Source organism: Paenibacillus glucanolyticus (genome assembly GCF_037333485.1).
GTDB lineage: Bacteria > Bacillota > Bacilli > Paenibacillales > Paenibacillaceae > Paenibacillus_AQ > Paenibacillus_AQ glucanolyticus.
Genome location: NZ_CP147845.1, coordinates 622,448 through 635,548 on the forward strand (window position 1 = coordinate 622,448; position 13,101 = coordinate 635,548).

Sequence of the window (13,101 nt, forward strand, 5' to 3'; positions counted from 1 at the left end):
GAAGGATGATGGGGAGTCCATGGAGTAGATGGAGCGTCTACGAATACATGAAGCACCGTTTTGTCCGGACTGGCCAGGTGCCTGATCAGGACGAGCTGCAGGCTGAATTCGCGGGGATTGATCAAACTGAGCTCCAAGAGGGGATTGCTGAGTTTGAAACAATCGCTACGGTATGGCCAGGAATGGAGATGCAGCATGCAACGAAAATTGATTGACCCATATTTTCAAGAGTCCCCGTGGGAAATCATCTATGACGACGATGGACGGCAGATAGGGGAGGTTTTCATGCTCTTCGGGGAATCGAGAAAGGAGGCGACGCCATATGATCCAATTCACCGTGTACGGCGAACCCGTCGCGCAGGGAAGGCCAAAGTTCAGCACCGCCGGCGGCTTCGTAAAGGCTTATGACCCGGCGAAGTCACGAGATTATAAGGATTATGTTCGGCTCGCTGCTGCTGAGCATGCACCAAAAAGTCTATTGGAAGGGCCGGTCGGAATGATGCTCACCGTTTATCGATCGATTCCTAAAAGCTTCAGCAAGAAGAAGGCAGCAGCAGCTGAGGCTGGGGAAATACGTCCGACCACCAAACCGGACGTGGACAATTATCTAAAGGGCGTAAAGGATGCTTTGAAAGGTGTCATTTGGAAAGACGACAGCCAAGTCGTTGAAGTGTTTACTCAAAAGAAATACAGCGGCAGACCGCGTATTGAGGTCAAGATCAAGGAATTATCTTAAATATCTTACGAGGGGAAAGTGATAGGGATGGTTAAAAGTTATGCAAAATTCACAGCTGAAATACAAAAAGGGATCAACATCAAAGGTTCAGATGTAGAAATGAAAATATTAATTCCGTTGAAGGCTGCTCAACCATATCTGAATTTTCTAAGCAATAGCCAAGGTAACGAAGTAAATATCTTTGTAGGAGATCCGCAGATGGCTTTCGATTTCGAAGAGGATGAAGACGATGCCTACAAGCTCTACCAAGGCGGGCGCCGAGTAACTGCAGATGCTTCTGGTGTGGTGACATCCATTGAGCAGCCGGACGAGCTGAAGGATGAAAATCAGGCTGAGTTGGATTTAGAGGGGGCAGCTTCTGAAGCAGAATCGGAAGGGAATGAAGAACATTCTGGTGATCCAGCGGGAGATCCAACACCGGCAGATGATGGTGACGAGCTGAACGATTACGAAATGGAAATCATGGGCGAGGGCTCAACGCAAGAAGGCTCTGATCTTCCCGAATGGATGCAGGAACAGCAGCAAGTGGAGAAACCGGATGGACAAGAAATGAGCTTCGAGGATTCTGGTCAGGATACTGCAACTAATGGTGTTTCTGAGGTTGAGGAGCCTCAGGCATCCAGCGATGAAGAGATTAGCAAGGAAGCATTGGAACAGTTCATTCTAAAAGAACGTCCTTTATTTGAAGATATTCCATTGGATTTTCCTGAATTGTTAGAACGGAAACGTACGGGGGAAGTGACCTGGCGTGAGCTAGCGAATAGCGTCGGCATGACATCCGGCCAGCTGAACGGAAAGTATGCAAAGTATAAAGAAGCGGTGAAACAGCAAATGAAAAGCAACGGCGTCGCTTAAATATATATGAATTAACACCCCCGGTCGAAGCAGACCGGGGTACCTAATTACACGTTTTTAACAGAACGTCAGTTCTTGTGGGAGGGGAAGCAACATGAAAACATCGGTACCGAATCGTGAAAATGAATTGAAGGGGTCACCCCCGAGCGAGGTCAAGGAATACAATCTCAGCCCTGAAGAACTTGCTCAGATTGTTGGAAAACCCATTCCGGCATCGCATACAAAGCCGTTCAAGTTTCGGTCTAAGTCGAAGGAGTGAATCGGATGCAGGAAATCATCGTTGATAACTTCGCTGGAGGCGGGGGGGCCTCTACTGGCATTGAACTTGCAACCGGCAGAAGTGTAGATATCGCGATTAACCATGATCCGGCAGCGATCGCCATGCACCGAGCAAACCATCCTGAGACAGAACATTATTGTGAGTCGGTATGGGATGTCGATCCCCGGGCGGCAACTGCCGGGCGACCCGTTGGATTGGCTTGGTTCTCACCGGACTGCAAGCACTTTTCCAAGGCCAAGGGCGGAAAACCTGTTGAAAAGAAAATTCGGGGTCTTGCTTGGATCGTCCTTAAGTGGGCAGGAAAGGTACGACCCAGGGTCATAATATTGGAAAATGTTGAGGAATTCAAAACTTGGGGCCCCGTCAGAAACGGCCGCCCGGTAAAAAGCAAGAAGGGCCAGACATACGAGCTTTGGAAGGCGCAACTTGAGAGTCTTGGATACAAGGTGGAGAGTCGAGAACTGAGAGCTTGTGATTACGGAGCGCCGACGATTCGGAAGCGGTTTTTCTTGGTAGCCCGGCGGGATGGCCGCCCGATCGTTTGGCCGGAGCCAACGCACGGAGCGCCAGACAGTCCAGAGGTAATAAGCGGGAAGCTTAAACCATGGCGAACGGCCGCTGAAATTATTGACTGGTCAATTCCATGCCCGAGCATATTCGAGCGAAAGAAACCGCTCGCTGAGAACACAGAACGACGGATAGCACGAGGCCTTCAACGCTTCATCTTGGAAAACCCCAATCCGTTTATTGCTCCTTTCGTGATCAAGGTCAATCATCACGGCACGGACTTCCGCGGGCAGCCAATCGATGAACCACTCCAGACCGTCACGGCAAAGAACGGCTGGGGAATCGTAACTCCATACATCGCCCGGATCGGCCAGACCGGATTCGGAGAGGACCGACTCCAATACAAGGCTGAAGATCCGCTAACAACCGTAACGACTAAGGCGGAACACTTGCTAGTGAGCCCGACGCTAATCGAAATCGGATACGGTGAGGGGCCGGGTCAAGCACCTAGGGTGCCGGGACTCCATAAACCACTTGGAACGGTCGTCTCCGGTGGGAGAAAGCATGCCTTGGTCGCGGCGTTCTTGGCGAAGCACTACGGCGGCAATTATACCCGGCCAGGAACCGGTCTGGATGAGCCGCTTTCCACAGTGACTACGGTTGATCATAACGCGCTGGTAACGGCGCACGTCGTCAGGCACTTCGGGGAGTCGGTAGGTAGCCCGGCAGACGCACCTCTTGGCACAGTGACAGCTGGAGGCGGTGGAAAGTCCGGCCTAGTAACGTCACATTTGGTCAAGCTGCGGGGAACCTGCCAAGACGGGCAGCCACTTACGGAACCGATGCCGACGATTACAGCCGGCGGGCTGCATGTTTGTGAGGTCCGGGCCTTCCTGCTCAAATACTATGGCAGCGCCGACAATGGTCAGCACCTGGAGGAGCCGCTTCACACGGTCACCACAAAGGATCGGTTCGGATTGGTCACGATCCACGGTGTGGACTATCAAATCATTGATATCGGCATGAGAATGCTGGAGCCACATGAACTGTTTGCAGCTCAAGGTTTCCCGATCAATTACATCATCGCTGTGGACGCTGACGGGAAGAAATACTCCAAAAGCGCACAGGTAGCCCGCTGCGGCAACGCCGTACCGCCACCGTTCGCAGAATCGCTGGTCCGGGCCAACCTGCCGGAGTTGTGTACGGGGGCCGGGAAAGCATTGACCCTTGAAAGGTACAAGGAGGCAGTCGGTTCTGGGCAAATGGAGTTCAGTCTTTGAAGAATTCAATGAGTCGAGCAATAAAGAATAAGCACCTAAGAGAAAAAAAGATAGATTCCCGTTTATCATTTAGCCATTTCAATAATACTTTTACTTTTTTCATTTTCAACAACTCCCATTGGTGGTTTGCCAGTGAAGTTTAATGTTCGTCTGGCACAGTAACCATCGGGCTATCCCGTTAAATAGTTGCTGAGAAATTTTAAGGAGGCTGACTATGAAAACCATAACCATAATTCAACCCTGGGCGACGCTAATCGCCCTCGGTGAAAAGCAGTTCGAAACTCGCAGCTGGTCAACAAAGCACCGCGGCGAGCTGGCAATCCATGCCGGCAAGAAGATCGATCGGGAAGCATGCGAGATTGAGCCGATCCGGTCCACGCTGGCAAAGCACGGGTATACTGCTGACAACCTGCCTACAGGAGCGATTGTGGCTCTATGTAATTTAGAAGAGTGCTACATGGTGGATAACCGTCATGACTATGGAACAATCGGTTTGAAAGCAAAGAATGGCAAATTCATAATGTGGGGCGGTAGTCGAGGCAATGAGTATTATTTCGGGGATTATTCGGATGGCCGATGTGCCTGGCAAACGTCAAACGTTCGACATCTGCGGGAACCGATCCCGGCCAAGGGCATGCAGGGGCTTTGGAATTGGGAAGGGATGATGGCATGAGTGAGATGTATAGTTTGACAGCTCGGCAAGCAGAGGTTTTAAATTTTATCAAATTTTACGTGAATAAGCATGGTTATCCACCAACCGTGCGAGAGATTGCGAAAGGGATTAACTGCAGATCAACCTCAACAGCGCACAATATGCTGGAAAGATTGGTTTTGAGGGGAGCTATTGAGAAGGGCGAAAGCCCACGGGCAATCAAAGTGGTGGATGTTGAAGGCGTGGAGACCAAACCAGGGCTTTATGATAAGTACACAGTGATCGACAATGATACCGGTCGTGCGGTTGATGGATCATGTTTTGTTTTAAGGCCGGGCAAGGACGCAGCAGCGGTGGGAGCGTTACTCCAATACGTTGAATTGACACCAAACACTGAGCTGGCAATGGACATAACCCGATGGTTGTCGAGACTGGGGGTAGCCCATGAATAACCAAGTGAATCTAATAGATGCTGACATGCTACTGGAATGTCTGAAAAAGGAAGCGGAGTTTTGCATCAAGGAAAAGTTTAACGAAAATAATACCCGATTTTATTTAGGACGTGAGACGGTTTTGACGGACATTATTAAGCAAATCGAGTCAGGCAGATTCGCTCTAGACATCATTAAGCCGGGATGCCGTGAAGAGGAATTGAAAGAAGCGATTGATTTCGTAATGAAGAACGAGATGCTCTATCACGCTGTTGACGCTCATGATCATTTTCAAGAAATTTTGGATTCCCTATACCCAAAGGAGAAAGAACGTGGATCAGACAAAACCAACGTGTGACTTGTGCCAAGAAAAAGAAGCAGTGTGTGATGAAGAACCAAGTGAATGGAAACAAAATGAAGGTTTGCTCAGGATGTTATAAAGATTTCTGGGGAAAGTGACACTGAAAGACCAGAAAATAAATAAGACCCCCTAATCCTTGGCCGGTCCGGGGGTCAATCGGTAATATATTCCTCTTAAAGATTATATCACAAAGGGGATTGAGGGGAATGGCGATGTCATGGGGGCAAGGGGAACTCTTTCCAACAGCGAATGAAGCGGAGAACCAGCGCACAAAATTCCTGCTCGGAAAATATAAAGAGATGACAATGCTCATGCACGATTTTGAAAAATTCGAAGAAGAATTAAGGCAAGTGGCTATTGATGGTGAAGCAGCTCGCCGCATCGATCAGGAGGATCTGCATGCTGATAAGACGGCCAATGCTACGATTCTGATCGAAAAGCAGCGCTGGGTATATCAGAGGTACCAGTTTTATACTCATCAGCTTCGCAGGGCATTCAGTTTGATCCAGGACGATGAGGCAAGGAGAGCTATCGATTACAGGTACATGCAAGGCTACTCCTACAAGGAGACGCTGCTGTTCTTCCGGCATGGTCTAAGTGACAGCACTATTCGCCGGAAGATATCAGAAGGCACTGAGAGCATGGCAAACAGTTTGAAGCTCATGGGGTTCTTTGAGCAAGATGACGCGGAGTTTTAACGTAGTAGACGTATATTGTAAAGGAAGGACGCAAACCATGAATAAACAACGTTACATGATTTTGAAGGGCGGAAGCCCAGCCATTCACAAACTGGGAGATATCGGCCGAGAAGAAGATGATCTTATCTTTGTAAAGTCGGAAACAGAGGATCACTTCATTGGAAATTTTGTTGAAGGATTCGGATTTGCGGATGTTGAGTTTAGGAAAAGTGATTGTCGACCGCTGACCCTGGATGAAATTGAAAAATTGAACAGTAGCGAGATTCGACTCGGAGGAATCAGATACAAAATGCGGGTTGATTCGGAAGGGTATCCAAATAATGATTAATGACAATACGAACGTAGAGCGAATTTTTGACCCTAAAGTGAACACAACCTGAACGGAGTTTGACCCTATGTTGAGCACCACATGACGGTTTTCCCATGATAGGATGTAAGCATAGAAAAAGGCGAGAATGACACGCACGGCTGCATGAATGCGGCAAATGACCGGGGCGTAACTCTTCTCGCTTTTTCTTATTATGAGATAGCTTTAACGAATGCGGCAAGCAAGCCAAGCGCTAGAACGACCATAAGTACACGCTTAACAATGATGTCATTCCATAGAATTTCGAATACTCTCAAACTCTCTCCTCCTTTTTGGTTTCTTCCAGAATAAACCTTTCGAAGAAGAATATCAAAAGAGTGAGTAATTTGAAGATTGAGTTGCCTAAAGCGACGCTATTTCAGTTTTACGGTAGTTTGAATTTTTGACTTCATTTTCAGCAACTCGTTAAAATGGTCTTGTCATTCGTATCTAGATACAAAGTACAGATGCTTTTAAAGCAAAGAGCGCAGCGTTTTTGCTGCGGCCGGTACGGTCGCAATGCTCTGACGGATCTCTCTGCAGGTAAGAACTGAATATATAATCCGAAGTCGTTCCTTTCTGGAGCGGCTTTTTTATTTCCTCGAAGGAGCTGATGTTAATTGAAATGGATTGAATGGTTGGTTCGAGTGACTGCAGGCAGCTCGCCACGAAATAGAAAGGAACGACGACATGGCCGGAAAACGTAATAAGCTTAAACGACCACGGTATAAGCCCAAGCAGCCGGACAAGTGTAAGAGGTGTGTTTGGGGTGAATGGACTGGTATGAAGCAGTTCTGTAGTAGACCAACTTGCGTGAAGAAGGGAAATACTTCCTGATGTCGAATTGTGATGTCGAGGGAGGGGTATTATGAAGAGAAATATGGACATAGTTCGCGACTTGCTTTTGCTCACTGAATCTCTTGGTCCGGAAGGGGAGCATCCTCAAAAAGTTCCTTATAAATCTTCATGGATTGATGGGGTTGACGACATAGAATTCTATTATCATGTTAGAATCTTAGAAGAGGCAGGTTTTATCTCTACTTATCACCTAAACCGCGAGTTTGATTTTGATACTAACACAGCTGGGCCAGAAAAATACTATCCTGTAACATTAACTTGGCAAGGACACGAATTTTTAGACTCTATCAGAGATAATAACTCTTGGGAAAAAGTAAAAAATTCATTAGGAAAGAATTTGTCGACCGTCCCTGTAGCAGTGTTGGCGACAGTTACGACGGAAATGGCAAAGGAATGGGCACTCAAAAAGTTAGGGTTAAAATGATCAATTTCTTTTCAAGTTGTTGAAAGAGTACCTAATGTGTTTTTGAAGTACTGATAGTGGGAGGGTTCAAATGACAATCGGAATTTCTAAAGCAAGAGTAGAAGCATCTCTTAGGGCAGCTGGGGTGAAAGATGAAAATATCATATCTGTGGTTGCTAACCTGATCGAAAAGAACAATGTTTTAATTAAAGCTCATGTTGAGGAGATGGTTCAAAGTGCGATAGCTCGTCTAAAATAGGCACCTTTTGGTGCTTTTTCTTTTGCTCTCAAATGACGAAATCTAAGCCGTTTTAAGGCGTTATCAGTCGAATGCGGACGAATAGTGGAACGGGTCAGGAAAATAGCAGAAAAGGGGCATAGCGTTGGCGTATGCTCCTATTTGTCGTTCATCCATATTAGAAACCAACTCAACTCAATTTAGTCGCTTTTAAAATATCATTGTCGTAATTTGGAAAATGAAGTATGATACTTCGAGGGAATGGAGGTTGTTTATGAAAAATAAAGAAGAAAACCTGAATAAAACCCCGAAAGGATATATAAATAAACTACACTTTATATACATCATTATTTGTCTTGTAATAGTAATTCTTGCAATATTGGCTTACACAATATGGGACAACGAAGCTGCGGGCGTTGGATTAAATAATGCTGCTACTGCTTCTTCGATCGTATTAGCAGTCGTTGCTATTGTCATGACAATAGTTGACATTGCAGGTCAGCGTAAAACGGTCTCTGATTTGAAGGATACTGCGGAGACTTTGGAAGAAAACCTCATTCAAACCAACAAGAGCCTTGAAACGGTAGCTACACTGGAAAACCAGTTGACTGAAACAATGGAAAGTATTCTTAAAAGCCAGCAGGAACTTCAACATGGAATCTCAAAAATACAGCACTCTTTTGGATCAGGGGAAGCAATAGATAAAGAAAAGCTGGTTGATCAACTGGAATTATTAAAGAATAAAACAGTGGTTATGCCATCACATGTTCGTGTTGTAAATCGCCAGAATGATATAAATGAATATAAGAATCGTTTTGAAATAAGGGATAGGATTCTATTAGTGCTTAAAACAAGGAAAGAATTCTCAATTACTGAAATATTGGAAAGTCCTGCAGTATCTTCTTTAGGCATTAAACGATCAGCTTTGAAATATGAACTAACTCGCTTAGTAGAGCAAGGGATAGTACAAAACAACAATGGAAGGTATGGTTTAAAAAGGAGAACATAGAAGCTTTAAGCACCTACTACGGGTGCTTTTTTTGATGCGATTAAAATCATTGGAGGTAGTGAAGATGAACATCAGAGTCGTCCCGATCGATCAAATCAACGCAGCAGCTTACAACCCAAGAGTGGATTTACAGCCGGGAGATCCGGAATACGAAAAGCTGAAGCGCAGCATTGAGGAATTCGGCTATGTGGAACCAATCGTTTGGAATGAGCGTACCGGCAATATGGTTGGCGGTCACCAGCGGTATAAGATCATGGTTCATGAGCAAGGGCATACAGAGTTGGCCGTCAGTGTCGTTGATTTGGACGATCAGCAGGAACGGCTGCTTAATCTCGCACTTAATAAGGTTTCCGGATACTGGGATGATGAAGCGTTGGCCAGGCTGCTTGACGACTTGCAGGGAAATGGCGCGGATTTCTCACTGTCTGGATTTGATGGTGAAGAGATTAGTAAGCTGCTGGCAGATTTTACGGAGCCGCCAGAAGATCAACTCGGTGATTTCAGCAACAAGGAGCTGGATTTATCCGAGTTTGACGAATCGAACTTCGATTGTAAGTGTCCGCGGTGCGGTTTCGTCTTTGATCAGGATGGAGCGTCATGAGTCGTCCTGCATGGGACTGGAAGTTGTCTGACTTGGTAAACGTCCAGCAACACGGTCACACAGTGTTCAGCTGCTTTGCATGTGGCGGGGGGTCAACGATGGGTTATAAGCGAGCTGGGTACCGGATGCTGGGTAATGTAGAGATTGATGCGCAGATGATGCGCATTTACCGCCGCAACCATAATCCACCACACCCGTTCTTGATTCCGATACAGGAATTCAAAGGAATGCCGAATAGTGAACTGCCGGCGGAATTGTTTGATCTGGATATATTAGACGGATCGCCACCTTGTAGTGTATTTTCCACGGCAGGCGCTCGGGAAGATAAATGGGGTGGCGAATATGCCTTTAGGGAAGGGCAGGCAGTGCAGCAGCTGGATGATCTGTTTTTTGATTTCCTCGATGTGGCCGATAAGCTCCGACCCCGTGTGATCATGGCAGAGAACGTTAAAGGCATGCTGATCGGCAAGGCTCGGGGATTTGTTAGCCTGGTCTTATCGCGTATGAGACGCATGGGGTACAGACCCCAGCTTTTCTTGCTCAATTCAGCAACGATGGGAGTACCCCAGAAGCGTGAGAGAGTCTTCTTTATCGCGTCTCGACAGGATATGTCCTTCCCTGAACTGAGGTTGGAGTTTAACGAACCTCCTATACTGTATAGAGACGTTCGGAGTGGGATCGGATCACCTATTACATCTGGAAGCAAGACTCTCCAACGTTGGTACAAGAAGCGCCCGCCTGATTTAAACATGGGGGATGTTACAGGACGAGAAGAGGGTAAAATCAGCAACTTCAATACTATACTGATTAAGGATCAGAAGGTTGCGAACACCCTTGCTAGCTCATCAGTGTTCCTACGGGATGATGTACCACAACACATCTCTGATACGGATATCATTCGGATGCAGACTTTTCCGAGCGACTATGATTTCATGGATGCTGACGTTCAATATGTATGCGGCATGAGTGTTCCCCCTGTGATGATGCAACGGATTGCTGAGCAGATCTATCTTCAATGGTTTAAGGCAAAATAAAAGGAGGACGCGCTAACGTCCTCCCCTTGGACCAGGGTATCCCCCGGCTGAGATAGCGGCGCGCCACGCGTGGCATTTTGCAGACATCCGCTATCTCGCATTCCATCATAACGGAAAGCCGAGGGGAACGACAATGGGAACACCTGAGAATAAAGAACTGCTTCTGCAGCATGAGCTCGCAGTCATGGAAGGTATCCTCGAGAGCAAGGAGCAATACCGGAAGATCGTCAAGGCAGGCATTGCCAAGTGGGTGAAGGACTTTCAAGAGGGCCGGATTGAGATCAAGACGGTGGATGACCTGAAGAAACTGATCGAGATTGACATCGAGCTGCAGAAGGATGACTTTTAAAAACCAAAATGTGATTTAAAACACAGGATGAACAGTTACCGGCATATTGTTTACATCTCCACATTTTTGACATCGAGAAGTTCCCGTCCATTCCCCAGGATGAGGGCCCTGATGAGCTATATTCTCGGGCGAATGGAGAGTGTCTTCACTACAAGTTCCACAGAAGATAATAACATTTAAGGGTTTCACATTTTCACCTCCTTGAATATCTGGATATATATAATATCCGTTTCCTATGGGGTTACCTTATATTTGTTTTTAAATTATTTACTTCCGAAGTCCATTTTTTTGTTGGGGGTGGTGATGGTGTAGCATGGCTAGAGCACGCGATCCTAACCGTGATCATGCTTATGAGTTATGGCAAGAGCACGGAGGAAATATAACGAATCGTCAGATTGCCGAACAGCTTGGTGTGGACGAAAAGAAGATAGCTGTATGGAAACAAAGGGATAAATGGAATGTTGTACAACAAACTGATTCGAATGTTGTACAACAAAAAAAACGTGGCGCTCCCAGAGGGAACAAGAACGCTGTCGGTAATCGCAGCGGAGCACCTGCAGGTAATAAACGAGCAGTAGGCAATAAGGGCGGGTCTGGAGGACCGCCAAGAAACAAGAAGGCCGTTACCACGGGGGAGTATGAAACGATTTGGCTTGATGCCTTGGAAGATGATGAGCTGGATCTCATCGATCTGATTGATACGGACCCGATCCTGCAGGCGGATGAAGCTATTATGAAATTCGAGATCCGCGAACGTAGGATGTTGCTACGGATCAAACGACTGACCAACGGTCTGACCGAAAAGGAACGACGGATTCTGTATGAGCTCAAGTCGGTAAAGGAAGCCGTGACGGTGCACGATGAGAAATCCGGTCTGACTAAGACGATTCCCGTCACGCGCACGGAGCTGGTAGAATCCGAGATTGAGGAAAAGACATTCCGTCAAATTGACGACATCATCGCTCTGGAAGAAGCGTTGACTCGAGTCCAGGACAAAAAACTGAAGGCCATTGAACTGAAGAACAAGCTACTGGATGAAGAACGGCAGGTCCGCATTGAAAAGCTGAAATTCGAGCTTCAAATGTTACGTGGCGGAGAAGCGGATGATGTGAAGGATGATGGATTCATCCAAGCATTAAGAGGAAAAGCAGTGGAGGTGTGGGCGGATGGCAAGACTGAAACTTAAACCGCCACCTTTCAAATGGAGACCCTTTTCAGAGAAGCAGATCCAAGTCTTAACTTGGTGGATGCAAGAAAGCCCACATCATGACAAAGACGGCCTGATATGCGATGGATCGGTCCGGGCTGGCAAGACGGTCGCCATGTCGCTTAGCTATGTGTTCTGGGCAATGGAGACATTTAACGGCGAGCAGTTTGGCATGTCCGGCAAGACCATAGGCGCGCTGCGTCGGAACGTTATTGGTCCGCTCAAGCGAATGCTAACGAGTCGGGGATACAGCGTTCATGACAACCTGACAGATAACGTCCTGACGATCAGCCGCGGGCTGATAGCGAACTACTTCTTCCTGTTTGGTGGGAAGGACGAGCGAAGCCAGGACTTAATTCAAGGGATCACGCTGGCCGGCATGTTCTTCGATGAGGTTGCCCTGATGCCGCAGTCGTTCGTTAACCAGGCGGTGGCGCGCTGCTCTGTTGAAGGTCGGAAATATTGGTTCAACTGCAACCCAGCTGGGCCTTATCACTGGTTCAAGGTTGAATGGCTGGATCAGGCTGTTGAGAAACGTGTGCTTCATTTGCACTTTACGATGGATGATAACCTGTCGTTATCTGAAAAGATCAAAGATGGTTACCGCCGGCTGTTCAGTGGCGTATTCTATAAGCGGTACATTCTTGGCTTATGGGTGTTGGCCGAAGGCGTTATTTACGACATGTTTGACAAGGACAAGCACGTTGTGCCGACTGAGGAACGGCCGTACACGCAGTATTATGTCAGTTGCGACTACGGTACTCAGAATCCGACCACATTCGGGCTGTGGGGCCAAAGTCAAGGTATCTGGTACAAGGTCAAAGAGTATCACTACGATGGCCGGGCGCGTAGTAGGCAGAAAACGGACGAGGAATACTGCGATGATCTCATAGAGTTTGTAGGCAAGCTGCCGATTAAGGGAATCATTATCGACCCTTCGGCAGCTTCTTTTATTGTGGCCATTAAGAAGCGTGGCATCCTGCGTGTTATCAAGGCGGCAAATGAGGTTGTAAATGGGATCCGTGACGTGGCTTCAGCATTAGTTGAAGGACTAATCAAGTACAATGACTGCTGTAAAGAGACATTCCGGGAGTTCAGCTCCTATGTTTGGGATGAGAAAACAGCTGCACGCGGCGAAGATAAGCCGCTCAAAGAGAACGATCACCAAATGGACGGTGATCGTTATTTTGTTCATACCATCGTGAAGCGTCGGGGCGGAGTGTTCTTCCCGGGGCAAGCGTGAAAGGAGGAATATC

At 47.2% G+C, this 13,101-nt stretch carries 18 protein-coding genes; all 18 read left to right on the forward strand.

What is annotated here, in order from left to right; all coding sequences use genetic code 11:
• The first annotated feature begins 5 nt into the window (after positions 1–5).
• Positions 6–215 carry a hypothetical protein gene (locus WDY75_RS02820; protein WP_063479704.1) on the forward strand — a complete coding sequence of 70 codons (210 nt, stop codon included), beginning with the start codon at positions 6–8 and terminating at the stop codon, positions 213–215.
• Positions 216–322: 107 nt separating this feature from the next.
• The gene (locus tag WDY75_RS02825; protein WP_063477926.1) at positions 323–736 is read left to right on the forward strand and encodes a RusA family crossover junction endodeoxyribonuclease; all 414 of its coding nucleotides are present in this window, start codon (positions 323–325) and stop codon (positions 734–736) included.
• A gap of 27 nt (positions 737–763) precedes the next feature.
• Positions 764–1,591 (forward strand): hypothetical protein, encoded by an 828-nt coding sequence (locus WDY75_RS02830; protein WP_063477925.1) that lies wholly within the window; start codon positions 764–766, stop codon positions 1,589–1,591.
• 94 nt (positions 1,592–1,685) lie between these two features.
• The gene (locus tag WDY75_RS02835) at positions 1,686–1,850 is read left to right on the forward strand and encodes a hypothetical protein (RefSeq protein WP_156515029.1); all 165 of its coding nucleotides are present in this window, start codon (positions 1,686–1,688) and stop codon (positions 1,848–1,850) included.
• Positions 1,851–1,855: 5 nt separating this feature from the next.
• Positions 1,856–3,658 carry a DNA cytosine methyltransferase gene (locus WDY75_RS02840; protein ID WP_063477924.1) on the forward strand — a complete coding sequence of 601 codons (1,803 nt, stop codon included), beginning with the start codon at positions 1,856–1,858 and terminating at the stop codon, positions 3,656–3,658.
• A 214-nt stretch (positions 3,659–3,872) separates the two neighbouring features.
• Positions 3,873–4,331, forward strand: coding sequence for an ASCH domain-containing protein (locus WDY75_RS02845; RefSeq protein WP_063477923.1), 459 nt, complete (start codon positions 3,873–3,875; stop codon positions 4,329–4,331).
• A complete protein-coding gene (locus WDY75_RS02850) occupies positions 4,328–4,762 on the forward strand; it encodes a hypothetical protein (RefSeq protein ID WP_063477922.1) in 435 nt (144 codons plus the stop codon). Before WDY75_RS02845 ends, WDY75_RS02850 begins: the two co-directional genes overlap by 4 nt.
• Positions 4,755–5,099 (forward strand): hypothetical protein, encoded by a 345-nt coding sequence (locus WDY75_RS02855; RefSeq protein WP_063477921.1) that lies wholly within the window; start codon positions 4,755–4,757, stop codon positions 5,097–5,099. Before WDY75_RS02850 ends, WDY75_RS02855 begins: the two co-directional genes overlap by 8 nt.
• A 209-nt stretch (positions 5,100–5,308) precedes the next feature.
• Positions 5,309–5,800 (forward strand): hypothetical protein, encoded by a 492-nt coding sequence (locus WDY75_RS02860; protein WP_063477920.1) that lies wholly within the window; start codon positions 5,309–5,311, stop codon positions 5,798–5,800.
• 37 nt (positions 5,801–5,837) lie between these two features.
• Complete coding sequence (locus WDY75_RS02865) at positions 5,838–6,128, forward strand: hypothetical protein (protein ID WP_063477919.1); 291 nt, start codon at positions 5,838–5,840, stop codon at positions 6,126–6,128.
• An 886-nt stretch (positions 6,129–7,014) separates the two neighbouring features.
• Positions 7,015–7,428, forward strand: coding sequence for a DUF2513 domain-containing protein (locus tag WDY75_RS02870; protein WP_063477918.1), 414 nt, complete (start codon positions 7,015–7,017; stop codon positions 7,426–7,428).
• A gap of 70 nt (positions 7,429–7,498) precedes the next feature.
• Entirely contained in the window at positions 7,499–7,666 is a 168-nt protein-coding gene (locus WDY75_RS02875) for a hypothetical protein (RefSeq protein WP_156515028.1), read from the forward strand.
• 253 nt (positions 7,667–7,919) lie between these two features.
• Positions 7,920–8,654, forward strand: coding sequence for a hypothetical protein (locus tag WDY75_RS02880; protein ID WP_063477917.1), 735 nt, complete (start codon positions 7,920–7,922; stop codon positions 8,652–8,654).
• Between the two features lie 64 nt (positions 8,655–8,718).
• Positions 8,719–9,255, forward strand: a complete 537-nt coding sequence (locus WDY75_RS02885; RefSeq protein ID WP_063477916.1) for a ParB N-terminal domain-containing protein — start codon at positions 8,719–8,721, stop codon at positions 9,253–9,255.
• Between the two features lie 98 nt (positions 9,256–9,353).
• Positions 9,354–10,289: a DNA cytosine methyltransferase gene (locus WDY75_RS02890; protein ID WP_231887946.1), complete on the forward strand. Its 936-nt coding sequence runs from the start codon at positions 9,354–9,356 to the stop codon at positions 10,287–10,289.
• Between the two features lie 133 nt (positions 10,290–10,422).
• Positions 10,423–10,638, forward strand: a complete 216-nt coding sequence (locus WDY75_RS02895; protein ID WP_063477914.1) for a hypothetical protein — start codon at positions 10,423–10,425, stop codon at positions 10,636–10,638.
• A 313-nt stretch (positions 10,639–10,951) separates the two neighbouring features.
• Positions 10,952–11,824: a phage terminase small subunit-related protein gene (locus WDY75_RS02900; protein ID WP_063477913.1), complete on the forward strand. Its 873-nt coding sequence runs from the start codon at positions 10,952–10,954 to the stop codon at positions 11,822–11,824.
• The gene (locus WDY75_RS02905; RefSeq protein WP_063477912.1) at positions 11,805–13,088 is read left to right on the forward strand and encodes a PBSX family phage terminase large subunit; all 1,284 of its coding nucleotides are present in this window, start codon (positions 11,805–11,807) and stop codon (positions 13,086–13,088) included. Before WDY75_RS02900 ends, WDY75_RS02905 begins: the two co-directional genes overlap by 20 nt.
• Positions 13,089–13,101 lie beyond the last annotated feature (13 nt).